21 protein-coding genes and 1 pseudogene are annotated in these 26329 nt (G+C 49.5%); 19 read left to right on the top strand and 3 right to left on the bottom strand.

Translation table 11 applies throughout. The features are described from left to right. The first annotated feature begins 50 nt into the window (after nucleotides 1-50). From LN737_RS16470 to LN737_RS16425, 10 genes and pseudogenes are all read left to right on the top strand, one after another. Nucleotides 51-1159, top strand: a pseudogene (locus LN737_RS16470) (DegT/DnrJ/EryC1/StrS family aminotransferase). 90 nt (nucleotides 1160-1249) lie between these two features. After that, nucleotides 1250-3316 carry a glycosyltransferase family 39 protein gene (locus LN737_RS16465; RefSeq protein ID WP_405510883.1) on the top strand — a complete coding sequence of 689 codons (2067 nt, stop codon included), beginning with the start codon at nucleotides 1250-1252 and terminating at the stop codon, nucleotides 3314-3316. A gap of 3 nt (nucleotides 3317-3319) precedes the next feature. After that, nucleotides 3320-4027 (top strand): WbqC family protein, encoded by a 708-nt coding sequence (locus LN737_RS16460; protein WP_405510882.1) that lies wholly within the window; start codon nucleotides 3320-3322, stop codon nucleotides 4025-4027. 72 nt (nucleotides 4028-4099) lie between these two features. Beyond that, nucleotides 4100-4753, top strand: a complete 654-nt coding sequence (locus LN737_RS16455; protein ID WP_405510881.1) for an acetyltransferase — start codon at nucleotides 4100-4102, stop codon at nucleotides 4751-4753. Nucleotides 4754-4830: 77 nt separating this feature from the next. Next, on the top strand, nucleotides 4831-6030 hold the full coding sequence (locus LN737_RS16450; RefSeq protein WP_405510880.1) for a glycosyltransferase family 4 protein: 1200 nt from the start codon (nucleotides 4831-4833) through the stop codon (nucleotides 6028-6030). A 41-nt stretch (nucleotides 6031-6071) separates the two neighbouring features. Next, the gene (locus LN737_RS16445) at nucleotides 6072-7154 is read left to right on the top strand and encodes a glycosyl transferase (RefSeq protein ID WP_405510879.1); all 1083 of its coding nucleotides are present in this window, start codon (nucleotides 6072-6074) and stop codon (nucleotides 7152-7154) included. Nucleotides 7155-7156: 2 nt separating this feature from the next. After that, the gene (locus LN737_RS16440; protein ID WP_405510878.1) at nucleotides 7157-8236 is read left to right on the top strand and encodes a glycosyltransferase family 9 protein; all 1080 of its coding nucleotides are present in this window, start codon (nucleotides 7157-7159) and stop codon (nucleotides 8234-8236) included. Next, nucleotides 8233-9180: a DUF5672 family protein gene (locus LN737_RS16435; protein ID WP_405510877.1), complete on the top strand. Its 948-nt coding sequence runs from the start codon at nucleotides 8233-8235 to the stop codon at nucleotides 9178-9180. The genes LN737_RS16440 and LN737_RS16435 overlap by 4 nt, the downstream gene beginning before the upstream one ends. Continuing rightward, on the top strand, nucleotides 9068-10090 hold the full coding sequence (locus tag LN737_RS16430; RefSeq protein WP_405510876.1) for a glycosyltransferase family 2 protein: 1023 nt from the start codon (nucleotides 9068-9070) through the stop codon (nucleotides 10088-10090). Before LN737_RS16435 ends, LN737_RS16430 begins: the two co-directional genes overlap by 113 nt. A gap of 18 nt (nucleotides 10091-10108) precedes the next feature. After that, a complete protein-coding gene (locus tag LN737_RS16425) occupies nucleotides 10109-11113 on the top strand; it encodes a hypothetical protein (RefSeq protein ID WP_405510875.1) in 1005 nt (334 codons plus the stop codon). Nucleotides 11114-11167: 54 nt separating this feature from the next. Here LN737_RS16425 and LN737_RS16420 read toward each other — a convergent pair whose 3' ends face one another. Further along, entirely contained in the window at nucleotides 11168-11545 is a 378-nt protein-coding gene (locus LN737_RS16420; RefSeq protein WP_405510873.1) for a hypothetical protein, read from the bottom strand. Between the two features lie 486 nt (nucleotides 11546-12031). Here LN737_RS16420 and LN737_RS16415 point away from each other — a divergent pair, with 486 nt between their 5' ends. Beyond that, the gene (locus tag LN737_RS16415; RefSeq protein ID WP_405510872.1) at nucleotides 12032-12373 is read left to right on the top strand and encodes a hypothetical protein; all 342 of its coding nucleotides are present in this window, start codon (nucleotides 12032-12034) and stop codon (nucleotides 12371-12373) included. 131 nt (nucleotides 12374-12504) lie between these two features. On the opposite strand, the gene LN737_RS16410 is transcribed toward LN737_RS16415, so the two are convergent. Continuing rightward, the gene (locus tag LN737_RS16410; protein WP_405510871.1) at nucleotides 12505-12810 is read right to left on the bottom strand and encodes a plasmid stabilization protein; all 306 of its coding nucleotides are present in this window, start codon (nucleotides 12808-12810) and stop codon (nucleotides 12505-12507) included. A 229-nt stretch (nucleotides 12811-13039) separates the two neighbouring features. On the opposite strand from LN737_RS16410, the gene LN737_RS16405 reads away from it, so the two are divergent. The 5 genes from LN737_RS16405 to LN737_RS16385 all read left to right on the top strand — a co-directional run bounded on the left by LN737_RS16405 (nucleotide 13040) and on the right by LN737_RS16385 (nucleotide 18933). Then, nucleotides 13040-13225 (top strand): hypothetical protein, encoded by a 186-nt coding sequence (locus tag LN737_RS16405; protein WP_405510870.1) that lies wholly within the window; start codon nucleotides 13040-13042, stop codon nucleotides 13223-13225. A 22-nt stretch (nucleotides 13226-13247) separates the two neighbouring features. Next, nucleotides 13248-13589 (top strand): YrdB family protein, encoded by a 342-nt coding sequence (locus tag LN737_RS16400; protein ID WP_405510869.1) that lies wholly within the window; start codon nucleotides 13248-13250, stop codon nucleotides 13587-13589. An 881-nt stretch (nucleotides 13590-14470) separates the two neighbouring features. After that, on the top strand, nucleotides 14471-14707 hold the full coding sequence (locus LN737_RS16395) for a hypothetical protein (protein ID WP_405510868.1): 237 nt from the start codon (nucleotides 14471-14473) through the stop codon (nucleotides 14705-14707). A 155-nt stretch (nucleotides 14708-14862) separates the two neighbouring features. Continuing rightward, nucleotides 14863-17733, top strand: a complete 2871-nt coding sequence (locus tag LN737_RS16390) for a gliding motility-associated C-terminal domain-containing protein (RefSeq protein WP_405510867.1) — start codon at nucleotides 14863-14865, stop codon at nucleotides 17731-17733. Nucleotides 17734-18000: 267 nt separating this feature from the next. Further along, nucleotides 18001-18933: an RraA family protein gene (locus tag LN737_RS16385; RefSeq protein ID WP_405520431.1), complete on the top strand. Its 933-nt coding sequence runs from the start codon at nucleotides 18001-18003 to the stop codon at nucleotides 18931-18933. 173 nt (nucleotides 18934-19106) lie between these two features. On the opposite strand, the gene LN737_RS16380 is transcribed toward LN737_RS16385, so the two are convergent. Continuing rightward, nucleotides 19107-20348 carry an ATP-binding protein gene (locus LN737_RS16380; protein WP_405510866.1) on the bottom strand — a complete coding sequence of 414 codons (1242 nt, stop codon included), beginning with the start codon at nucleotides 20346-20348 and terminating at the stop codon, nucleotides 19107-19109. Between the two features lie 346 nt (nucleotides 20349-20694). Here LN737_RS16380 and LN737_RS16375 point away from each other — a divergent pair, with 346 nt between their 5' ends. The 3 genes from LN737_RS16375 to LN737_RS16365 all read left to right on the top strand — a co-directional run bounded on the left by LN737_RS16375 (nucleotide 20695) and on the right by LN737_RS16365 (nucleotide 25984). Continuing rightward, nucleotides 20695-21651, top strand: a complete 957-nt coding sequence (locus LN737_RS16375; protein WP_405510865.1) for a UTP--glucose-1-phosphate uridylyltransferase — start codon at nucleotides 20695-20697, stop codon at nucleotides 21649-21651. A 120-nt stretch (nucleotides 21652-21771) separates the two neighbouring features. Next, the gene (locus LN737_RS16370) at nucleotides 21772-25134 is read left to right on the top strand and encodes a UTP--glucose-1-phosphate uridylyltransferase (protein WP_405510863.1); all 3363 of its coding nucleotides are present in this window, start codon (nucleotides 21772-21774) and stop codon (nucleotides 25132-25134) included. A gap of 76 nt (nucleotides 25135-25210) precedes the next feature. Further along, nucleotides 25211-25984 (top strand): SDR family NAD(P)-dependent oxidoreductase, encoded by a 774-nt coding sequence (locus LN737_RS16365; protein ID WP_405510862.1) that lies wholly within the window; start codon nucleotides 25211-25213, stop codon nucleotides 25982-25984. The last annotated feature ends 345 nt before the right edge of the window (nucleotides 25985-26329 follow it).

Below are 26329 nucleotides of genomic sequence, written 5' to 3'. Positions count from 1 at the left end.
GGTAGTAACTGATTGCTAACCCCTAACACGAATTGACTTCCGACTGACTAATGATCAACGTCACCAAATCATACCTGCCCGACCTCGACGAGTACACGAATTACCTGAAAGAAATCTGGAAAACGGTACACCTGACCAACGATGGCCCGCTCCTGCGTGAGTTAGAAACACAGCTGAAAGAAATTCTGGGGGTTAAGCACCTGAAATTCTGCACAAATGGTACCATCGTTTTACAAATGGCCCTGAAGGCACTGGACATTACAAAAGAAGTCATTACTACCCCTTCTCGTATGTTGCGACTACGGATGCGATACTGTGGGAAGGCTGTACACCGATCTTTGCCGATATCCGCCCCGACGATTTTAACATCGATCCGGCCAAAATAGAGCCGCTGATCACCGAAAATACACAGGCGATTATGGCTACGCACGTATATGGAAACGCCTGCCAGATCGAACAGATTCAGGCCATTGCGGAGAAATATAACCTGAAAGTGATTTATGACGCAGCTCACACCTTTGGTGCTACGTACAAAGACCGCTCGATATTGAGCTACGGTGACCTGAGTACGTGTAGCTTCCATGCAACGAAGGTTTTCCATACGGTGGAAGGTGGCTGCATCGTAACGGATGATGATGAGCTTGCCAAGAAACTGCATTTCTACCGTTCCTTCGGGCATCGGAACGACGACTATTTTAGCATCGGCATAAACGCCAAAAACTCAGAGTTTCATGCCGCTATGGGCTTGTGCGTGCTCCCCAAAGTACCGGAGCTGATTGCTGCCCGCAAACGGGTGTTTGGCTATTACAAAGCCCGGCTTGATTTCAGTAAAATCACACGACCCACCCTTGCTGCTGACGTAGTGTATAATTACGCCTACTATCCCATTGTTCTGGATTCGGAAGAGGCTCTGTTGCGGGTGATGGAAGCCTTAAAAGCACAGGATATTATGCCCCGACGGTATTTTTATCCGTCTCTCAACACGCTCCCGTTTGCCATTGCTTCGGGAGCTGGTAAAGCGCAGCCCTGTCCTATTTCTGAAGACATTGCTCAACGTGTGCTGTGTTTGCCACTCTATCCGGATCTGACGGAAGCCGAAGTCGATCAGATTTCCGGTATTGTCAATGAGACCGTTGCTGTTGTCAGCGAAGACGCCTAGGTTTTACCTCTGAATAGCGATCTCAATTCCTGCTGTTCACCCATACAACTGTTTTGATTCGCCCCCGTCGACACGGTAGCGTATTTTGTTATGACTATTCTGTATCTACTGGCACTCTTTCTATTTATTGGTTATGTTGGGCGACTGGCTACTTTTTGTTGCCGACGCTCACTGACAGAGTGGTGGTTAACATCGTTTTTGCTCGGCGTAAGTAGTGTTATTCTAACCGGATTCATCCTGTCAGCTCTCTACCAGACAGCGAACACGCCTGTTTGGGCAATTTCCGTCTTCGTTACGGCCACCCTGCTCAGCCTCATTCTTCGACGTCTTTTACCCACCCAGGACCGATTTTCTGTCAGGCTGCTCATACACGAACGATGGAACGATGGCGGTACGTGGTTTCGCGAGTTGCCAGCTTATCAACGAGTTCTGTTTGCCAGCTTATTCGGTACGTTATTCATCATTGCCATTACGAATCTGCTGCTGGTTTTCTTCACCGTTCCGAATGAATGGGACAGCATGACCGGTCACCTGAATCGGGTAATGCAGTACGTTCAGCGGGGTACAATGCGTCATTTTGGGGGAACAAACTGGAACATGGATACCTATCCGAAGAGTGTCTGTACACTTCAGATTTATTCATTTCTGATGACTGGCCACTTTGAGAATGGATTTAAATTTATCCATCACCTGAGCTACTGGACTGCCCTCATAGCGGTATTTGGTATCGTTCAACGGATTGGCCAGAACCGCTTGTCAGCCAGTTTTTTCTGTGCGCTGGCCTATGCTCTGCTCCCGGATTTCCTGATGCAGTCGATCACTACCGAAACTGATATTGTGCTGACAGCCTACCTGAGCGTACTGCTCTACATGCTGTTCACCTTCAAAAAAACGACCGAAGATGGAAAGCCGGACTATCGGTACCTCTATTTGGCAGGCATGGCGTTTGCCGTAGCGTTTGGGCATAAAATCACGTTTGTGCTTCTACTACCGTCGGTTTTTGTGGTCATGGTGTATACAGTTTTTCTGTCGCCTTCCTGGGCCATTACGTTCGACCGGACGTGGCGGTTGGCCGTCGCCATTGGTATCAGTTTCTGTTTGTGGACCTTACCAACGGGCTATTTGAAAAACATTGAAGTCTTTGGGCATCCGATTGGTCCCCCAACGGCCTTAAAACACCAATCCGTCGAACGGGCGGGGCCATTGAAAAACCTGCTCGAACAGGGTAGCCGAAACGTAGTACGGTATGGGTACGATCACGTCAATCTGGATGGCATTCGTAACCTTCCGGCTGGTGCCAAAATCAACCACATCATGCGCGAGCCGCTGGTGGCTTTAGAAGACAAACTGCATATGCGGCTGGATGAAGAAACCGACTTTTCGATCCAGCCTTTTGCCTTCGACCGGCGATTTGTGTTCTACAATGCTAATCCATACTGGGGCGTTTTCGGCTTTGGTTTAATCTTCCCGCTGCTCTTTCTGGTCCTTATCGGCTACGTTCGTTCAAGAGCGCATGTGTTTCTGGGCATTGCGCTGGTGCTTCATTTTGCGGCACTCTCCTACTCAGCTCCTTACGATCCGTTCAAAGGCCGCTATTTCATCGAAACCGGCTTATTTGGCATTACCTTTCTGGCGCTGCTATTCATCAGTCCACGCGTATCAATTGACGTTCCCGGTCGAACGCTCTGGAAAAGCTACGTAGCGGTTATTACCGTATTAGGCTGTCTGTCAGCGCTGTTGAGCATTTTTCTGAATACCAGAGCATTACCGTTTGCCTGGACAGCGCCCGATGGGCGTTCTTTTCCATCGGCATTTGAATCAGATCGTATTCGACAAATGACGCTGGGCCGACCTGATATTTACGTGCCTTACAAACGCTTCGATGAGCTGGTACCGGAAAACGCTACAGTTGCCTTGGCGACCATCAACGACGACTACGAGTATCCCCTTTACGGCCCCAAACTTTCGCGTCGACTCATCGCCATCAATCCGTTTGAGCAGGGACTGAAGCCCATTCCCAAAGATGCCAATTACCTCTTTTTTGATAAAAGCGTTATGACTCCTAAACCCGGCGATCTTCGACTAGGGACCGATACCACCATGCGAAACGCTGTCATTGTCCCCGGCGAAGATTATTATTTAAGAAAACTACACTAGGTTATGACCATTGCCATCATGCAGCCTTATTTCCTGCCGTATATCGGCTACATCCAGCTTATGAGCGCTGTCGATACGTTTATACTGTATGATGACGTAGCGTTTATCAACCGGGGCTGGATTAACCGAAATCGGCTGCTGATCAATGGACAGGAATATCTGTTTACGGTACCCCTCAAAGACGCTAGCCAGAATAAACATATCAACGAGGTTCATCTGGCCGACGATCCGAAATGGCGTAGTAAACTCCTGAAAACCATAGAACAGGGTTATCGGAAAGCTCCCTTTTACCAAACGGTGATGCCCCTGACGGAAAAAATTGTCAACTTTACTACCGATTCAATTGCCGATCTGGTTCATTTTAGTCTCCTTGAGCTAATTCAATACCTGAGCTTATCGACGCAGTTAATTAAGTCCTCCTCGATTTACGAAAACTCCGATTTGAAAGCACAAGCCCGTATACTGGACATCTGTTTAAAGGAGAAAGCCACACGGTATATTAACCCCATTGGCGGCATTGAGCTATATGATAAATCTACGTTTGCTGAAGCGGGCATTGGCCTTAATTTCATTAAATCGAGACTTGTCGAGTACCCACAAGGGAACCGGGGCACCAATGAGTTTATCCCCTGGCTTTCCATCATCGACGTACTGATGTACAACGACGTAACAGCTGTCAAAGAAATGTTAAACGAGTATGATCTAATTTAATTTTGAATGAGTGATCGAGTGGCTGACAGCTACGTTCGTGATTCGATCAACTGCCCATTCACGCATTGACCCATGGCAAAAGTTATCATTTTTGGAGTGTTGGATACGGCCGAGTTGGCCCATTTTTACCTGACTCATGACTCAGAACATGAGGTAGCCGCTTTCACCGTCAGCCGGGAATACATAAACAGCACCGAATTTCGGGGTTTGCCAGTTGTGGCGTTTGAAGAGGTGGAAACGCTGTTTTCTCCGCAGGAATACAAGTTTTTTGCGCCTATGACGGGCCGGAATATGAATCGAAACCGTGAGCGGATCTATCTCGAAGCCAAAGCCAAAGGGTACGAATTCATTTCCTATATCAGCTCAAAAGCGACTTTGTTTGGCAATCAAATTGGCGAAAACTGTTTTATCCTGGAAGACAACACCATCCAGCCCTTCACCACCATTGGCAACAACGTAGTGCTCTGGAGCGGTAACCATATCGGGCACCACGGTCAGATTAAAGACCACGTTTTCTTTACGTCGCACGTGGTGATGTCGGGCCACTGTGTCATTGAATCGTATTGCTTTTTCGGGGTCAACAGCACCATCCGCGACTACCTGCACGTGGCAACAGGAACGCTCGTTGGCATGGCTTCGGCTATTTATAAAGATACCGATGAATGGGGTCTGTATCTTGGCAATCCAGCGAAAAAGCTTCCCCAACCTAGCTACGAAGCCTATTAATAAAAGGGCGAGGGTATGGACGGAGAATGACGCATTCATTCTCCGTCCATACCCTCGCCCTTCCTTCATTATCTGCCTTGAAAAATTTACTCCTTATTGGGCACGATGCCAACCGGGCCGGAGCACAACTCGTTCTGCTGAATCTAATGCGGCTACTGAAAGCAGAGGGTTTTCAGATGCGGCTGCTGCTGGGCGATGGTGGACCACTCCTGAGCGAATTTCAGGCAATCTGTCCGGTTACGATCTGGCCAGCACCCGACCGCTACGTGCTCGGAGCGATTAGTGATAAAGTGCTGGGTAAATTAGGACTCTGGCAAACGTTTCATGACCGCCAGTTAAAAGCGCATCAACAAGACGTGCGGGAACAACTAAAGGTAGATTCTGTCGATCTGGTGCTGGTCAATACGGTTACAGGCAGCCGGTGGTTTGGCCAGTTGGACATCCCGGAGAAAATTCCGGTTGTTACGTTCGTTCATGAGCTCGACATGTCGGTTCGGATGTATACTCAGCCCCATGAGCTGGCTTATCTTCTTCACCGAACAACGCAACTGCTGGCTGTTTCGAAAGCAACGGCCCGGTATTATGAGCAACAGCATGGGTTTGATCCGGCTCGCATAACGCTCTATACACTGATCGATACGCCATCGCTGGAACGAAATGTGCAGCAGGCTCGTCAACAGCCCAATATCTATGAATCGCTGGGTTTACCCGAAGGTGCGCAAATTGTGGGTGGATGCGGCAATGCCGAATGGCGCAAAGGCAACGATTTATTCGTGACACTGGCCCGACAGGTGATTGGTCGGGAATCGGCCGAATCGTCAACGCCAATCCATTTCGTCTGGGTGGGCGTACCGCCGGGTTCTTTGCGCGACGATTTACTCCTGGACATACGTAAGGCTGGTCTGGCGGAGCGCGTTCACCTGATTCCGCCCACGCCCGACGTACTACGGTACATGAGCCATTTCGACGTATTTGTCCTTTGTTCGCGCGAGGACCCTTATCCGCTGGTGGTGTTTGAGGCTGGTTTGTGTCACGTACCGGTGGTGTGTTTCGACGGTGCAGGGGGTGCTCCCGAACTGGTGGAAACCGACGGGGGTTACGTAGTGCCTTACCTCGATCTCGACGCAATGAGCAGTCGGGTAATTGACCTGATTCAACAACCCGAACGGCGCCAGAAAATGGGGCTGCGCCTGGGGCAGAAAATTCTGGAACGACATCCGGCTCAGCAAAGCGTCGAAACTCTCGTAACTTTGTTTTATCAACTGACTCGTCAGTAAGTCTGGATTAACTGTTGTCCGGATAGCTGTCGTGCCGCTATATGACGCTTGCTTTTACCATCTGTTCGATAAATTATTTAGCACAGGCTCGTACACTGGGCGATTCGCTGAAGCAGACCAATCCTGACTATCAGTACGTTATTGGTCTGGTGGATAAGCTAAGTGTGGCGAATCTGCCCGCCGACCTGATGCCGGAATACCCGATGCTCGAAGTAGACAAGATTGGCATTCCCGACTTTGCGGCCATGTGTGATCGGTACGACATCACCGAGCTGAACACGGCTGTCAAACCCTTTTTCATCGATTACTTTTATCAAACGAGCCCGGAAGTTAAGGCTGTTATTTACTTTGATCCCGACATTATAGTTTTTCAGCCGCTACGTCAACTCAATGACGCGTTGACCAATTATAGTCTGGTTTTGACTCCGCATACCTGTTCGCCAACGCCCGACTGGGAGCGCCCCAACGATCAGCACCATCTGAACACGGGCATTTTCAACCTGGGCTTTATTGGCTTACGGAATGATCCCACCGCACGGCAGTTTGTCAACTGGTGGAAAGACCGTCTGGTATATGAATGTCGAATTGACCTTTGTGCGGGTCTATTTGTCGATCAGCATTGGGTGAATTTTGCCCCCGTTTATCACGACAATGTCTTGATTGAGCACCATTTAGGCTACAACGTAGCGTACTGGAATCTGCATGAGCGGTATTTTTCACAAACTAATATTGGTGACTGGCAGATCACTTCATCAGCGGATAATACCCGTAGTCTGCCGGATGCAACGGACGTTTATTTATTGCAGTTTTTCCATTTCAGCGGATATAATCCAGACCGACCGGATGAAATTTCGAAATACCAAACCCGGTATGGATTTGCCCAGTCCGGTAAGGTAACTGCCGGAAATCCCGTTCGTTACGTTGACCGGCCAGAGCAGCAACGGCCAGATGTTCGTCCTCTTTTTGACCTCTATCGCGAGCGGCTTCTGGCTAATCACAATGATCGTTACCGGCAGTACCCCTGCGTTTATATCAAACCACCTGTAGTCCTTCGTTATCAGCGGGTGCGTAAATTGCTGAAATCTCCCTTCAACCGAGTTATTGCGCTGTTAGAATCCCGTTAGGTATGAGTAATTGGTTTGGCATTAAACTTCCTGGCTCCTCAGCAGCAACCGGTAAAGGACCTGGATTTCAGGAACTATGGCAGTATCGGTATGATAAAATCAAGCACCTGCTGGAGCGTTATCGCTCAGCCGCCAGCAAATACCGCCAGCTAAAGCAAATTAAGCGTAACATTGGTAATCGTCCCCTGATCGCGATTATACTGTCGGAGCAAATGGGTGATATCATCGCCTGTGAACCGGTAGCGCGCGAGGTTCGTCGGCTTCACCCCGACGGATATATAATCTGGGTGGTTCGCCAGCCGTTTGTTGATCTGGTCAAATACAATCCGAATCTGGATGGCTATTTAATCGAAAAATGCCCAGGCGAGCGGGTTCAACTGCTTCAATCCGGTATTTACGACAAGGTGTATAACCTGCATATTTCGCACCGGAAATGTAAATACTGCCCCGAAGACCCTATTAACCCCATTGCCGATCAGATAGGCTTAACCTTTGATAATTATTACCACCGGGGCGATTTGCTCTATATGTTTTCGCAGGCAGCAGGCTTACCCGCCCTTACGGCCGACCCGCAGATGCATATTCCGGATAGCGTTCGGGAACGCGTCAAAACCTTGCAGTTACCCGCTGGCCCGATCGTTATCCACTGCCAGTCGAGCCACGTACTGCGCGACTGGCCCGCCGAAAACTGGAACAAACTCGTTCAGTGGCTAATTGCTACGTATCCGTATCCTGTCATCGAGGTTGGCCTAACACCTACCGTAAGCGGGCAAACCGATCAATTCCGCAGTCTGTGCGGCCAGCTGAGTCTGCTCGAAACGGCTGAGGTAATCCGGCAGGCCCGTTTGTTTATCGGAATCGATAGTGGCCCTGCCCACATGGCCAATGCGATGGGAACTGAGGCCATTCTGTTGCTGGGCAAACTGTATGATTTTGTGGACTATCTGCCTTACTCTGGTCGTTACAAACGGGGAGAAGGTGTAAAAATTCTGAATGATTTTGGTCATCCCTGTGCCGAATTGCCGTATGCATGGGTGCAGGACGCTGTGCAGCAGCAATTAGGCCAACCCAAACTTGTATGAATCCGTCTTCTCTTGTGCGTGTCAACGTAGTGTTGCCGGTTTACAAACCCCAGCTGAATGAGTATGAGCGCATTTCATTGATGCAGTGCGTGCGGGTGTTAGGGCATTATCCGATCTGGTTAGCCGCTCCTCACTCCCTCGACATTTCGGCTTACCGCGAGATTTTGCCAACCATTCAGGCCCGCACGTTCGATGACAGTTACTTCGCCGATGTGCAGGGGTACAACCGGCTGATGCTCTCGGAGGAATTTTATAAGGCGTTTTCCGATCAGGAATACGTATTGATTCATCAACTGGATGCATTCGTGTTTCGGGACGAACTGGCCTACTGGTGTCTCCAGGAGTATGATTACGTTGGCGCCCCCTGGTTACGTGACCGCGATTTTACCGGCACAATGGACCGAATTGATTTTATGATTCGGAAGCGCATTGCCACCCTGTTCAATCTGAAAAAACCGGATGGCGTAACGCCCCGTGAAATTATTAGCCTGAATACGGTTGGCAATGGCGGTCTGACGCTCAGACGAATACCTGCTATGTTACGTTGCCTGGAGCCGTTTAAAACAAAAATTGCCGAATACGAAGGGATTCACACCCATCAGTACCACGAAGATGTGTTCTGGAGTGTTGAAGTGAACCGCTACTGGCCCCGGTTACGTATCCCGAACTATCGGAAAGCACTGCATTTCTCGGTTGAATTTTTCCCCAATGGGCCATCGAGCATTACAATCACGGTCAGTTGCCGTTTGGATGTCATGCCTGGAATATTCACGGAACGGACTACTGGCGACCTATTTTTGCCCGCTACGGTTATCAAATTTAAGTGCTTGTATGACTTCAAATCTCCGACCGACGATCTCCATTGCGCTTTGCACTTACAATGGCAAAGCCTATCTGCCTGCGCAGTGGCAAAGTCTGCTCGAACAGGAACAACTACCGGATGAAGTTGTTATTTCCGACGATCTGTCGACCGACGGGACGGCCGAATTGATTCAGGTATTAGCGACTGAAGCACCGTTTTCGGTACGTATTCTGAAGAATGAGACGCGGCTGGGCTCCAACAAAAATTTCGAACGAGCGCTGTCGGCCTGCACCGGCGATTTAATTTTCATCTGCGACCAGGATGATTGCTGGCTACCCGAAAAAATCGGCACGATGGCGCAGTACATGATACGGAATCCAGATATGCAGATTGCTTTTTGCGATGCCTGGGTAACAGACGAGCATCTGGAAACACGCCAGGGACGATTCTGGGAAGTGGTACGCTTCGACAAACGAGCACAGGAGCGGTGGCAGTCGGGCGAGATGCTGGAAGTTCTGCTCGATGGCAACCGTGTTATGGGCTGTGCGATGGTGTTACGGCGTACTTTTCTGGCTACAGCTCTGCCGATTCCGACCGATATTCCAGGCTACATTTATGATGGCTGGATGGCGCTGCTAGCTGCAGCACAGAACCAGATTCAGTTTATTGATCAACCCCTGCAACTTTATAGGACGCACGCTCAACAACAAATAGGCGTACGCGAGCAGGAAGCTCCTGAAGCTGTGCGGCTGCAAGACCGGTTTGTTCGAAACCGAGCGGGTAAACTGGCACCGTTACGTAGTAAACATGAGTTATTCGCTCATATTGGCCATCTTCTGGCGAGTCGCCTTCCACCTGATTCGCCCGGCTTTTCGCAGTTACGTCGTCGATTGGCCCATTTTACCATGCGGAGTACGCTATCGACCAATCGGCTGCTACGAGTGTGGCCGGTGTTAAAAAGTTTGGGGCAGGGCAATTACAAACGGTATGCGGATGCCTCAGCTAATTGGTACGCTCCTTACCTGGCCGTTTTGGGCGATATTCTTGAATAACGTAGTTTTGCGTCCACTGTGCTAGTAACTCTCTGTACCATCCGTCAACTGCCCCAGGCTTTCGCACTGGCTGACAGTTTTGTTCAATACGCTGCTGATAAACCGGCGTCTGTATTAATCGGCCTGACCGACGCCACTGCAAACCTGCCATCCGGGTTCGTTTCGCCTTATACACTTTTACCCGTTGAGGAACTGCTTCCAGCCGATCAACTGACGGCTTTATCGGCAACGTATACGCCCACGGAGTTTGCGGCAGCCTGTAAGCCATTGTTTATAGCCGAAGCTTTCCGCCGGTATCCCGAGACTGATTCAATTCTATACGCCGATCCGAATATTCAGTTCCTGGCTGCTCTCGCGCCCATCTGGGAGCAACTCTCCGTAGCTAACGTACTGTTGACCCCATTTATCACGCGTAATCCTCAGGATACGTACTGGCCCGACGAGAAATTTTTTCAGAACGTTGGGCTATATACTTCTGATTTTCTGGCCTTTCGCCGTTCGCCCGAAACGGATCGACTGCTGGCCTGGTGGGACGACCGGGTCAGGCAACGCGCTTATATAAACTTTTGCGAAGGGATGTGTCTAGATCAACTATGGCTTATGCACGTGCCTGTGTTTTTTCGGGAGGTCGTCATCGTTCGTAATCCGGGCTGGCACGTAGCGCTCTGGAATTTATCGGAACGTAGCCTTCGAAAGGCCGGAACTAGCTGGCTTGTCGATGGGCCTACCGGTCAGGACCAACCCTTGCAATTCATTAATTTTAAAGGCTTATTCAACGCCGATGAAGGCTTATTTCCTCTTCAGAATCGCCTTAAACTGCCAGCGCTTTTGGATATCGTAAGCTTACTCGCTACCTATCGTCAGGCGCTGAACGCTCGGGATTTTCCAGACGTTTCAGGCGTTAATCCGGCTTACGGATTAAAACCAGAACCACTCGTTTTGCGGGGATGGAAACAGGCCACCGTCAAATCGTTGAGAGCCGTTACGCGTTATATTGATCAGGTTTATCTTCCGTTCCGCTAACAATCAGGCCGTTGGCTTACTGCGCTAAAACTCAGTGGGCTTCACATCGTTACGTTAGTCCAGCACAATACCGACGGCGACACCGCCCCAGGCAATAACCTTGTGATCCGTTACGACCGGGCATATCTGCGCTTTCCAGAAACCAGTGGTCCGTACATTATACAGAAAATACCGTCGAAGCCCTAGAATGGGTCCATACACGTAGTTGACTGTTGTGTTGGCGCTGACGAGGTACGCCCCGCCTAACCCCACTTCGGCAAACATTGATTTTAGGGGAACCTGCGGAGGGCAACCATTGACTTTGCCATTCAGCAAAATGTTCCAGGTCAGCGACTGAGGAAGGGTAGCCATACTATAGCGGGCACCGAGATAACCAACTCCGCCCCGAAGCGTAACGAAACTCTTTTTGAACTGGACAGGAATATATTCCATGTTAACAGAAAACGCCGAACCGACACCGCCTGCTTCAGCGGTAGCCGTCCATTTCCACGATCTGAGTTCAGGTTTGTAGCGCTGGGCCTGGAGAGTTACGGGTATCAGAAAAAAAGGGTAAAGGCAATTCGTAAAATACTCATCAAGTACGTTAGTGAACAGCGTTGGCGTTCAGCTCATGCAGGAGCCAGATTAACCCATCTTAAAATAGAAAGCAGCGAGTTGCCTTCCGGTTAAAATCCAAATTACGGGGCGGCAAAACCACCCGATAATGGGCGCGAATCTACGCGAAAAAATAAGACTCGCTATGTCAATGCTGTGTAAACGGTAGTTTATTGAGTAAACGTTTCGTTAAATGCGTAGTACTTAACGAAACGTTTACTGAAGCAAGCCAGCCTCGTCTGTTTCAGGATACGATACGTCGATAACATTTGGCCGCGATAACCAGTTAAGCAAGGGTTATATCAATCCTAACAGTATTTCTACATGAGCAGTCAATCGGAGAAGCTTAAGGTTATTTTTTATGAACCTGCGGCTGAGAATAAAGAAGCCAGCATTGTTGCTGATGGTTATTTCAGCTTCGTGCCTACCTTCAGAGAAGGCGATTCCATCAATATTTCAATAGCGAACAGAAAGGCTGCCAATACGCCTGTTCATAACCCAATTGGACATAAAACGCACCGCGTTACTAAAACAGATTGGGTCATTATGATTGACGGTACGTCTAAGGAGGCACTGGCAACGCTGGTGGTATCGGTCGACAGGATTGAAGCATCTGAAACGCCGACCACTTCAACAGATTATCCTTCGCTGGTAGCTACGCATTAGTCTAAGTGCTGGTGTGCCTGTTACAGTCCAGCCTATTATTTACAACATAAGCCTCTACGAAACGTAGCTAAAACTATGCTTCGTAGAGGCTTATGTTGTTGAATCAGTGTCTCTTTGCCGATCGTTAATAGCTAACTGGCGGCATTTTTCTTACGCGTTGCAGCGGCTTTCCTGGCCGAAGCTGACCGCTCTTCGGCACTACGTGATGCTGAAGCTGCGCCCCCCTTTTGCCCGCCTTTATGGACAGGTTCCTTGTTTTCGGCATGGCCACGGCCTGAACCGCTTTTTTTGCCGCCCCCCGATATTTTGTTTACTGTAGCCCAGGCCCGGCGTTCAGCTTCCTCGTTGGGTAAGCCCCGGTCTTCATAGCTTTCCTCAATGTGTTCGGCCTGTCGTTTCTGCTTATCTGTGTAAGCCGATTTGTCTCCTTGTGGCATGATTACACGTGGTTTTGTTTCCAGATTCCAGTTTGCCCAAACTAGTTCTTTGACCTAGTTTGGGCGATTTCGGAGATAAAAACAATATTTGTGTGCGTATGTTTTGCTTGCAACTAATTAGGTTTATCTTCCGGTTGCAGCCCTGCATTACGTGTTCAGCAAGCATTCGTTGCGTTTTTTGGCTGAATAATTCGGGCTCAATCAACTATCGAATCTGTTATCTTTAGCTATGGAAACGAAACCGTTTACACCCGACGAGCTTCAACCCAAACCGGAGCAACAGCGCTTTGAGGCCGCTAATGACTTTTTAGAAACCTGCGACCGCCTGTCTACAGGCTACGAAAGCGGTTTTTACTGGGAAGACGTACAACGAGCCTTACGAATAGCCGCTGGTTTGGAGAAATGGCCAAATTGATGAAACCCGTTCGCTCGTACCCATGCAACTCGTCAAAGGCATTTACCAAACAATCTATTTCTTGCTGGAACTGAGTATGCTTGCCTCCTTTGCTTACTCAGGTTTCCACAGCAGCCGACATGTTTTTATCAATTGTTTGTTAGGTATTGGTCTCCCCATCCTGGCTATTTTGCTATGGGGATATTTTGCAGCTCCCCGTTCTGCCCATCGACTATCCCCGCTTTATCTCTCCATTTTTGCTTTAACCTTATTTGGGATTTCAGCCTTCTTACTATACCGAGCCGGCCAACCCCGCTTAGCCTTACTGCTCGGTGCCGTCGCCCTGACGAGTGAGCTGATTAAGCTCGGCCTACGGCTATACTAATAGGCATAATGGAATAAAGCCGTTTACCTGTCGGCCATTTTCTTAGCGGTCAACACCTTGACAATTCGGCAATTTTTATGGGCACTGGTACTTACCACAATCTACGTATCCAGCGAAGAAAACGAGCGAATAAGACGACTAACAGAAGTGTAGCCCAAATACAGATAATATCCAGCGCAATTGTGATTAATAAGCCAGCAACTGGAAACGTTTGCCTGATCGTGTAATATAGATTAGGTAGACTATAATGGAGGGTTACCGGGGCTAAGATCAGTCCTATAACAACAAGGATATAACCCGCCAGTTTCATCTCATCCAGTTAAAAATCATGTTTCAGCCGACGCCGGCCAATCAGTCAAACCTACTGAATAAAATGCATATCATATCGATTTTAAAGAATCTTTACGTAAATCATAGATTATTAATAAACGCCCATTCTCCACGATAAAGACACTTACCTATTAATAATAATAAAAAAGATAATCTTTTTCCAATTTATTCGAATCCAAATCCCTTTTATTTACGTTTATTTGGAATCTTATACAATAAAGTTCCTAATCCATGACAAAACGAACGATACTTCCTGGTCCCTGGACTATCATTTTTACAACATCCCTGCTGTTATCAATTTTACTTCTCAATTTTTTACTCAAACTTCTTTAGCATTTGCAGAGCTATTAAATCGGCATTTGACTTGTTTGGTGATAATTTCTTGTAGGCTGTGAAAATGGCGTTTATCTACGCATTTTTTTGCTGCATTCGAGCTGATTTTTTCGCTTATATATGTGTTTAAAATGGCAAAAAAAACAGCCTTTTCATGCTAAAATCGACTTATTTTTTGTTCTATATATGGAACGTAAACAACAGAAAATAAGGAACAAATGGAGTCGATAAACCTATCCCAGTTAACAGTTCATACAACTACATCAAAAGCCTCCCGCGTTCATCGACGTAAGGCGGATGGAGCAGCTACGGCGGCTACGCTTATTCAAATGGCCAGTGAAATTCTGAGTGCTTCACCAACGCTACGTCATAAACTCGACATTACGCTGACGGACCTGGCTGCGGCCGAAAAGGTTCGGAAGGAATTAACACGGAAGTCGAACCTAGCTCACTAAGTTACGCCCTGTTCTAACTCAAAAAGCTCTGTCGGTTCTGGTGGAGCTTTTTGAGTTACCGGAGTAAATAGTTCCGCCTGCTTTTATCGCTTTTTCTGGTTCGTTTTAAATACGCTTACTACGCCGAAATCGTTGTAGAAGAAATAGAGACTTCTATGCGATTCGTTTATACACTTGGACTTTGGGGCCTTTTTCTGGGGGTACTGCTTGGGCCTACACGTAGCCAGGCCACTCACGTACGGGCAGGGGAAATCACCACAAAACGTATCTCTCAAACCTCACTAACGTATGAGGTTACGTTCACGGCTTATTACGATGAAGTAAATGGGCGGGATGCTGCTGCTGCTGGCGCCGATGAATACACAATCTGCTTCGGCGATGGCTCAACACAGGCGGTAAGACGTTTACCCAAAATCTACGTCAATGGACGGACCTCCTCGATCAACATTTACAAAACTATCCATACCTACCCTGGGCCAGGAACCTATACCATCGGTATCACCGTAGTCAATCGAAACAACAATACGCTGAATCTCCCTCCGGCGAATCGATCAGAAACGATTCCATTCTTTGTTTCGACTACCATTTATATCAATGCGGCTCTGCTGACCAACTCGACGCCCGTTATGCTCAATCCTCCGCTGGATTCGGGACGGGTGGGCCAGAAGTTCTGCCACAATCCAGCCGCGTTTGATGCCGACGGCGACAGTTTGGCCTTCCGGCTCAGCATACCCAAAACAAGTGCTACGCAAACAGGCTGTACGGGTTTCAATATTGCTGCTTATCAGAATCCTATCCAATTCAGTACGTCCAGCGAAGCCGGTGGGGCACCTACCTTCTCGATCAACCCCTCTACGGGTGAACTCTGCTGGGATGCCCCCGGTCGGGAAGGTCAGTACAACTTCGCCTTCATCGTCGAAGAGTGGCGAAACGGGGTGTTGATTGGCGAGATCACCCGCGATATGCAGATCATCGTCACCGACTCGCCCAACAAACGGCCCTTAATCAATCCCATTCCCGACCTTTGTGTAGAGGCCGGTACGCTTATCAATCAGCCTGTTACGGCTACTGACCCGGATGGCAATCGGGTTATTATTACTGGATTTGGGGGCGTATTCAATGTCGGGCCCGATGGAACACCGCTGACGCCTGCCGAGTTGATTCAGCCTGCCTATGCACAGCTAACCAATGGGGGATTGACCCAGAATCAACCTGCTACGGCTGTTTTTCGCTGGCAAACCAACTGTAATCAGATTCGGGACCAGCCTTACGATGTCACCTTTAAAGTCACCGACGTACCGCCTAAACCCACTCCGGCATTAGTCTCCTTTCAGACGTTCCGGATTCGGCTGGTGGGTCCCTCGATCAAGAACCTGACGGCCAGAGCCACCGCCACCGCTGGCGGACGGGCCATCCAGCTGAGCTGGGATGCGTATACCTGTGGATCACCGGGCACTACCATTAGCATCTACCGAAAAGAGGGTTGCTCACCCGTTGAATCGCAAACCTGTACGACAGGGCCACCGGCGGGTTACACAAAAATTGCGGAAGTGCCTTCGACGGCAACGACCTATACCGACACCAGCAGTTTGCGCCGGGGTGTCAGTTATGGGTACGTAGTTGTGGCTTTCTACCCAGATGTGAACGGGGGCTTTAATGGGGGCGCCAGTATTGCCTCTCAGCAGGCTTGTCTGGAACTACCCCTGCTGGCACCCGTACTGACCCAGGTGACGGTTGACAGTACGTCGACCCAACGGGGTCAGATCACGGTTCGCTGGACGCGGCCACTAGGCCTGAATCCGGGGGATTTGCAGGGACCTTATCAGTACCGACTCCAGCGCGCTACCGGTTTGGCTGGCACAAATTTTACAACCATAGCCACCATCAATACGACTATCCAAGCTGGTATAGCCGATACGCTTTACGTAGATAAAGGATTGAATACGCAGGATTCGGCTTATCGTTACCGGCTTGAATTTTATTACACGCTTAACGGTCAGCTGACCCGGCTCGACGTGACCGACCCAGCCTCCTCGGTCCGACTGGCAGCCGCGCCCGCCAACCGCCAGATCACCCTCACCTGGCAGGCCAACACCCCCTGGAGCAACGATAACCAGACCCACGACATCTACCGCAGCCGCAGCGGACCCAATGGGCCCTTTAACAAAATCCGGGAAGTGCAGGTCACCACCCCCACCTACACCTTCAATGACGATGGCAGCGATACCTTCCTGGCCGACGGCAACACCAGTCGGGTGCTCTCGGCCGATTCGAGCTACTGCTACCGGGTCATGACCCGAGGCCGCTATACCGACACCCAACTCACCCGACTGGGCATCCTGACCAATTACAGCCAGATTTTCTGTGCTTCTCCTGGTGACACGACCAAACCCTGCCCACCGGTGCTGAGCCTGGATTCGCTCAACTGCGCCAGTCTGAGCCCCGAGAGCTTCTGCGATCAGACCAGCTTCACCAACAAGCTGAGCTGGCGGCCCACTACGGGTCCTACCTGCGATGCCAACATTGCCAGCTACAAGATCTACTACGGTCGCTACCGGCAGGATACGCTCAGTGCCCTGACCAGTGTCAACGCCCCCACGCTTACGTTTGAGCATGGGAGCCTGACGACTGTATCGGGTTGTTACTACGTAACGGCGGTGAGCAAGCGGGGGCTGGAGAGTGGTCCTTCCAACAAGGTCTGCAATGATGCCTGTCCCAGTCTGGTGTTGCCCAATGTGTTCACCCCCAACGGGGATGGCAGGAATGATCAGTTTGTACCCTTCAAGTGTCCCCGATTCGTGGAGCAGATCGAGTTTGTGGTCTTTAACCGGTGGGGGGCCAAGGTCTATGAGGTGACGAGCCCGAGTCTGGCCTGGGATGGTCGCAGCAAGGAGGGGGTGGAGCTGCCCAGTGGTCTGTACTACTATCAGGCCACGGTACACTACGCCCTGGTGGACCGCAACGCCCCTCCTCAGGTGCTCAAAGGCTGGGTGCAGATGCTTCGGGAAGATGTTACGTTAAAATAGACACGCACAACCTGTAAGGCATCATTTATTTCATAGAGTATCCAGCCTCTCAAAAATCGCTTCGGCTGTAATCACTCGGCTCCTCTGTATCTACTCAACCAACAGAATACAGAGGAGTCGAATGGTTTTTCAGGCCTGGTATCATTTTGGCAAAGCACAAGTAGCTAAGGCAAACTGGTTCCTTTTAGCGCTACAGGCGTAACACCGTGCGAATGTTAGCCTATCCTTTCTAAACCTACATCAAGACCCTTAATGCCCAATAAAGCGATGATAAAGAAAGCATTACTAGTAGCAGCCGTTACCGTTTCGGTAAATGTTTCTATACAGGCCCAGCGGGTCGGTTCATCAGCCGAATACGTTACGGCCTTAACCGCCAACTGGAAAGGAGAGCGCTTGCCAGATGGTCGACCCAAAGTACCTGAGCTAGTTCTGGATCGCTTACAGAATTGTACGCTGGAACAGATTTGGGGCTATCTGGGCAAAAAAGGGTACCGGAATCAGGTCGAAAAAAACTGGATAATCCTCAAACCCGGCGAAACCATGACCGGACGCGTAGTAACGGCGCAGTTTATGCCTACCCGACCAGACCTCGACAGCCTGGTCAGAGCACAGGGAAAAGCAGAAGGCCGCTCTCAGAAAGGCGGCATCAACATCTGGCCGATTGATATACTGACAAAAGGGGATGTATATGTAGCGGATGGCTATGGAAAAATAAAAGATGGTACGCTGATTGGATCGAGCCTGGGGAATGCCATCTACGGGAAAACCGGTAAGGGCGTGATTTTTTACGGCTCTGTTCGCGATATGCAGGAATTGAAAGATACCAAAGGGTTTAATGCCTGGGTTAAAGGTCATGACCCGTCGTACATAAAAGACATGACGCCGACTTCCATCAATGCGCCGATACGTATTGGTGAGGTTACTGTACTGCCCGGTGATGTTGTGTTTGCCAATGAATACGGAACCGTATTTATTCCGGCGCATCTGGTTGAAGGATTGGTTTCTGCCTCTGAAATGACGGCCCTCCGCGACGAATTTGAACGTGTGCTGCTACAGCAGAGCAAATACCCTTCGGGAGAAATTCACGGCGATTGGTCCGACAAAATCAAAGGCGAGTTCAGAGCGTGGGTGGCCAAATACCCAAAGAAATTAGCCATAACCGAAAAAGACCTGGAAGCCTATTTGGCGCAGGGACACTAAGTGTTTCATTATGTGAAGTCCCCCGCAGAAGGCGCTGCTCGTATGCCAACGGCGCCTTCTGCGGGGGATTTTAAATGCAATAATCTTAAGCAAGTAAGGAACAACTGAACTTACTGATTTAAAGCAATATGAGCTGATTTTCAGAAGTGATTCGCCCGTACGTGCCTCTGTATCTATACGGGTAAGTATGCATTAAACGTAGCACCCAGGTCAGGTTGACTGATAGCCGTAATGGCTCCGCCGTGATTTTCGACGACGCGCTGGCAGATGGCCAACCCAACGCCCGTTCCCGGAAACTCACTCCGCCCATGCAATCGCTGGAAGACGTGGAAAATACGGTCCAGGTACTTCATGTCGAATCCCACTCCCTCGTCGATTACACTTATCTGATGAAAAGCTGGCGAGAAACTGGTCGGGCTGACATGAGCCGGTAATTCATCCAACTCAAGCTGGGCATACCGAATCTGAATCCGGGGAGTCTTGTCAGCAGGAGTAAATTTGATGGCATTGGAAATCAGGTTCTGAAGCAACTGCCCCAACTGCGATTTGTCGCCTTTCACAATGGGCAGTTCATCGATTTCAATCTGTGCTGCACGCTGCGTAATCTCCCATTCCAGCGTATTCAATACGTTAGCCATGATAGTATCCAATGCCACCAGACCAAAATTTTGCTGGCGCGTTGCAATGCGTGAATACGTCAGCAGGTCTTTAATCAGAGTCGACATTCGGGCACCGGCCTGACTCATTCGCTGGAGTAAATCGCGCCCTCTGTCGCCTAATTCGGTTCCATACTGGTCATTCAGCACGGTGCTGAATGATTGAATTTTACGTAACGGCTCCTGTAAGTCATGCGACGCTACGTACGCAAATTGCTGAAGGTTGTCATTCGAGCGCTGGAGATCCTGGTTCGCCTGCAACAACTCCTGCGTTCGCTGCTGCACCCGATTTTCGAGTTCCTGCGACAGGGCCCGGTAACGGATCTCGCTTTCTTCAATTTGCTGGCGGGCTTCCACACTGGCCGATACATCCTGAACGATTCCCGAAAACCTCACCACCTGCCCATGTTCATTCCTGTAGGTGTTGCCTTTGGCCTGCACCCAACGTTGCCCTCCCCCACTCGTCATGGTTCGGAACGTAATGTTGTGTTCACCATCCGGCTCAGGGCTGATCGCTTTTCTGTTCGCCTGGTTCACTCGTTCCTGATCATCTGGATGTACCTGAGCCAGCAGGATTGCAGCGGTTACGGGTGTATTTGCCTGAAGCCCAAACAATTGTTTGCAGATAGGTGACCATTCTGCAACACCAGTTTCCAGATTGTAGTCCCATGTACCTACTTCAGCTGCCTGTAAGGCAAAGCTTAATCGTTCGACGAGCGTCTTGCTCTCGTCATTCGAAGGAAGATCAGATGACAGCATTTTTCAGAATATTGCCTGGCAAATTACTTATAAATTAGCTAGGCTGTGTGTCTGACGAATTAGTGTATGATCGACAATAAATTCAGCAAATAATCGCAGTCCACGTCAAAAGCTACTCAAAACAAACGTAGATTACAGCCTGTACTGGCTATAAGTCTACAGTAAGTTACTAGTTAACTATATATTTTTATTCGATAACCATAAAGTACCATATCTCTCCGAATATTGACAACTGAAGTACTTATATATTATTAAATGTTTATTTATCCAGGCGAATGTAGAGGAGATAAGGTTTGATAAATTTACCTCTGTCCTCTTATATTCGACGGCTGATACTCCTTCAAAAATGAAAATAAGAAAAGCAGTCATTACCGCAGCAGCCCGCGGAGAACGATTATATCCGGTAGCCGACACCATTCAGAAAGCCATGCTCCCGGTCATTGATATTGATGGCTTACACAAACCCGTCATTCAGGCGATTGCCGAAGAGGCTTTTTTGAGCGGCATTGAAGAAATCTGCGTTGTTTGCGCACCCGGCGATGGCGAACGGTATATCAATGCCTTTACGTCATTGCGCGATAACCTGGTCAAATCGTACAAAAATGTTGACTGGGCCAGGCAGGAAGCCGAAAAAATTGACAATCTCATCAGCCGGGTACAGTTCACCGAACAGCAGGAGCCACTTGGCTACGGCCATGCCGTTTACTGTGCCAAAGATTTTGTTAACAACGAGCCGTTTCTGCTATTGCTGGGCGATTATCTGTACGTATCGAACATTACCAGCAAACGCTGTGCAGCCCAGTTAATTGAACTGGCCACCCAGGAGAACTGCTCCGTTTCGGCTGTTAATCCCACGCTAGAGTACCAGATAGGCCGGTACGGTACGCTGACCGGAAAACACGTACCCAATATGACGGGGGTGTACCAGATCGAGAAAATTATTGAGAAGCCGTCGTTAAGCGTTGCCGAGCTTGAACTGCAAACGCCCGGTTTACGCGTCGGTTATTATCTCTGCTTCTTTGGTATGCACGTATTTACGCCAACTGTTTTCGACATTTTACAGAAGCAAATTGCGCAGGGTAGTTCGAATATTCTGCTGACACCAACGTTGCAGGAACTGGCCGACACGGAAAAATACCTGGCGCTGGAAGTGAAAGGTAATCGCTACGACCTGAGCGGACGTCATGGTCTGCTACGTGCCCAGATCGCACTGGGGCTGGCGGGTGTTGCTCATGACGAAACCCTGACATCGATGGTCGAACTCCTGGCTGAAACAAATACGCGAAAGGCTCAACTGGTTTAGTAGGTTGTTTTAGATTCTGATTTTATCGTTACCAACGTGCCACAAGAGTATTTAATGTATCCTCAGAATCAATAAAAAATACCCCTACTCCTATACTTAATATCCATAAAATCAGGCAATATGAATGTTTTCATAGAAACAATTACGTCTGCTGATCCCACTATACGCAATCGATCCTTTTTTGAATTAAGCCGAAAATTATCTTCTAATAACTTATTAAAAGCGCTGCGCGAACTGGATGAATTCCGGAAGTCAACGCCAAACTTATACGACAAAGTAAGGGCCATTCTTTTTTTATACGCTGGTTTCCGCTTTTTTCTGATGGAAGCCAACGATACACCGGCTATTGGCAAAATTCCGTATTCAGGGTTTGAAGACTTGCTGTCGCGCCGGTTTGAACAGGCGATCAGTACGTTCCTCCAGGATCTTGATAAAAATGGGCCTACGGCTATGTTATTTAGCGCCCTGGCCGATAGTTATCACCACTTATCGTTCCAGATTCTGGCGGATCAGGTTCGTAAAAGTGTTCGTTCCAGCAAAGGCAATCAGTGGATGTTTCGCGTTGGGCATCAGGCCGAACACCCGATTCGTATACACCCTAAACTGTTGCAGCGGCCCGACAATTCGCTCTTCTACCCGATTCTGCACGAACAGACATCCGTACGGATGGACTTAACACACAGCGGCTGGTCTGATATTTTCTTCCTCGGAATGGATTATCCGGAAGGCGCGCGGGTAGTCAATATTTCGATCGACCTCGGCGTTTTTGGTCGCGACAAAGACATTCGTCCACCGCTGCATTGCTACGTTCGGGTTATTTCAGAACCTGTACTACGCCTGACCAGTATCGATCTAAATACAACGAAAGACGTTCACGACCTGGCCGATCTCTTCAACTTCGGGAATGATTACCTGAGCCTGATCAAAGCTGGTGTGATCGCGTCCGGTCTGATTCCACCCTCGTTCGAAGGAACCAATCAGTCGCTAGCCGATATACTGGCGCGTGTGGTGGCGCCCGGAATGGGCATTGAACTCGTCACGAAAGTAAACGACATCCCCAAAGGTTCCCGATTCGCCGTTTCGACAAACCTGTTAGGCTCGATTATCAGTCTGCTGATGCGCGCAACAGGCCAAACGCGAAATCTGGAAGGCGGTCTGGAAGAAAGTGAACGGCGGCTGGTAGCCTCCCGCGCTATTCTGGGCGAGTGGATCGGTGGTTCAGGCGGTGGCTGGCAGGATTCCGGCGGTGTGTGGCCGGGTATTAAAGCCATTCAGGGTACGTTTGCCCAGGAGGGCGATCCTGAGTACGGCATCAGCCGGGGCACCTTACTTCCCCGCCACCGGGTCTTGCAGGGCGAAGATGTTCATCCCGATATTCAGGAGAAAATCATGAACTCGCTGGTGCTAATGCATGGCGGCATGGCCTCCAATGTTGGCCCGATTCTGGAAATGGTATCCGAAAAATACCTGCTCCGGGGCGACAGGGAATGGGCTGCGCGTCAGCAAACCAATCAGATTTTCGACAATATACTGGGTGCTATCAAGGAAGGCGACATCCGGAAATTAGGCGCGAATACAGCCCGCAACTGGGAGTACCCAATCAAGACCATCATTCCCTGGGCATCTACGTATTTTACGGAACAGATTATTGCCAAAGCTAAAAAGCAGTTCGGCGATGACTACTACGGTTTCCTGATGCTGGGGGGTATGTCGGGTGGCGGTATGGGTATGTTTGTGAATCCTGCTCATTACGAAGATTACAAAATGCAGGTGCTGGATATACTTCGGAAAACAAAAAATGAGTTGTCTGACTCCCTGCCGTTTGCCATGGAACCCGTTGTGTACAACTGGAGCATCAACGATAAAGGAACCTGGGCAAATCTGCACGAAGGGACAGACGCACTGATGCCGGAGCAGTATTACGGTATTCATATGTCGGAGCTGGTACGTAAAGACCCTTCATCCATTCCCTACGGTCGCCGGGCCGAAATCGATTTTTTCACTACGTATTGCGAACAGAATAATCTGGCCTATCCCCTACTGAGAACCATTGTCAGCAATCTGTTTAACGTATCAGACCCAACTTCGCAAAGTAACCGGACTGTCGAAAATGAGAAAGCGGACCGGATCAAGAAAGAGAATGGATTTGATTATATCCAGCACGAAGAAATTCGGGAAGAGCTGCAAAAAGGCCGGATAGGCCTTTCGCGAAACCGGCTGCTGGCTGAAACCACGATTGAGGATGTTTTGCCCGAAGAAATTGCGCAGCTGGAAGCCTTAAGCGCGTCAATACAGACTGGCGAGGAAGCCATTCAGGCGGGGAAGGTTGCCGTGCTGAGTCTGGGCGCTGGTGTAGGTAGCCGCTGGACCAAAGGGGCTGGCGTTATCAAAACCATTAATCCATTTGTCGAAATAGACGGCGTTCATCGTAGTTTTCTGGAGATACACATGGCCAAAACGCGGAAACTGGCCGACAAATACGGTACGCTGATTCCGCATCTGGTTGCCACAAGTTACCTCACCCATGAGCCCATCCGGAAAAAGCTGGAACTGACAGGCAATTTCGGGTATCAGGGATCAACGTACCTGTCGCCGGGGCGCTCGATCGGTCAGCGGTTTGTGCCTATGGAACGCGATTTACGGTTTATGTGGGAAGAAATGCCACAGGAAACCCTCGACGAAAACAAGCAGAAAGTGCGCGATTCTGTCCGCCAGTCCATGATCGGCTGGGCGAAATCGAAAGGCGAAGGAACCGACTACGTCGATAATATTGCCGCCCAACGGTTTTCTCCACTAGGCCACTGGTATGAAGTGTCGAACTTGCTACGTAACGGTACGCTGGCGAAACTACTCGCCCAACATCCGGAAGTGGAAACGTTGATGCTGCACAACATCGATACGCTCGGTGCGGACGTCGATCCGGCAGCGCTCGGCTATCACCTCGAATCGGGTAACGTACTAACGTTTGAGGTTGTCCCCCGTCGTATCGAAGACAGAGGGGGTGGACTGGCTCGGGTGAACGGCCATATCCGTCTGCTGGAAGGGCTGGCTCAGCCGCGTGAAGAAGATGAGCTGAACCTGAGTTATTACAACACCAACACGACCTGGATTCAGGTTGACCCGTTGCTGCAACTCTTTGGCCTGACCCGCGACGATCTACAAGCTGGCGATGAAGCGCAGCTAGCCAAAGCCGTTCGGAGCGTAGCACACCGGATTCCGACTTACGTTACCATTAAAGATGTAAAATACCGCTGGGGACACGGCCAGGAAGATATTTATCCGGTAGCGCAGATCGAGAAACTGTGGAGTGATATGTCGGCACTAACCGATGTAAAGTGCGGGTACATTGAAGTTCCCAGGTACCGGGGGCAACAAATGAAAGACCCTGCGCAGCTGGATTCCTGGGTTACAGACGGCAGCAAAGACCACGTAGCGTCGTTGTGCACATTTGCCACAGTCAATTCGGGTATGCCGGTTAGTTAATCAGGTTAGTGTTTTATGAAGCGACTGTCTAAAAAACTGATTTTTAGGCAGTCGCTAAGACTTACTTTTAAAATACATGAGTTCCGTATTAAAAACTTTCTCTTTGGTTGGCAAACGGGCATTGGTCACCGGCTGCAAACGTGGTATTGGAAAAGCGATGGCGGAAGCACTGGCCGAAGCTGGAGCCGATGTGATTGGTGTATCGGCAAACCTTGAGCTGGAAGGCAGTGCTGTAGCCAAATCTGTAGAAGCAGAGGGTCGTCAGTTTTTCGCATACCAGGCTGACTTTGGCAAACGGGACTCGCTGTATGCATTCATCCATCAGGTAAAGGAAGAGCATCCGGTTATTGATATTTTGATAAACAACGCCGGTACGATTCTGCGCCAGCCAGCCGCCGAACATTCTGATGCGTACTGGGATGAAGTGATTGCCATCAATCAAACGGCCCAATTTCTGCTCACTCGTGAGATTGGTAAAGAGATGGTGGCGCGGGGAAATGGTAAAATTCTCTTTACAGCCTCCTTATTGACGTTTCAGGGCGGCATAAATGTACCCAGTTACGCAGCCAGCAAAGGGGCGATTGGCAGTCTTGTAAAAGCGTTCGCCAATGAATGGGCAGGCCAGGGCGTTAATGTCAACGCGATTGCTCCCGGCTATATTTCGACTGATAACACGGAAGCTTTGCGGGCCGATCAGGCACGTAGCCAGTCCATTCTCAGTCGTATTCCAGCAAATCGCTGGGGCGAGCCCGATGATTTTAAAGGTCCTGCGGTTTTTCTAAGCTCAGATGCATCCCGTTACGTTCATGGTACTATTCTGACCGTAGACGGCGGCTGGATGGGCCGTTAAAAGCGTTTCCGGTAAAAAGCAGGTCAGCCTGGCCAATGAGTCACCGACTGGATTACGTATCCCGTCAGGCAGGTGCTTCTACATTGCCTTAAACCGGATTATAGCTTGTGCGCTAACTGTAGCCGTTGCAGGCTATTGGCCAACTTCCATCCGTTATAATTGCTCAAAATTTTTATGGTCATTTCCGAAATTGGCAGGCTATTGTATTGCCAGCCAATTTGTTAACATTACATTTGCTTCCTTACGTATATACATCAACGTCCACGGCCAGGAGTAGCTTAAACCGGTTACAATCCATAAAATTGCTCGCAACGGCTATTGAAAATCAGTACGTTCGTTATAAGA

It is taken from the genome of Spirosoma sp. KNUC1025 (genome assembly GCF_045160025.1).
GTDB lineage: Bacteria > Bacteroidota > Bacteroidia > Cytophagales > Spirosomataceae > Spirosoma.
Note: the sequence above shows the minus strand (reverse complement) of the source record. Positions and strands in the feature narration are given on the sequence as shown.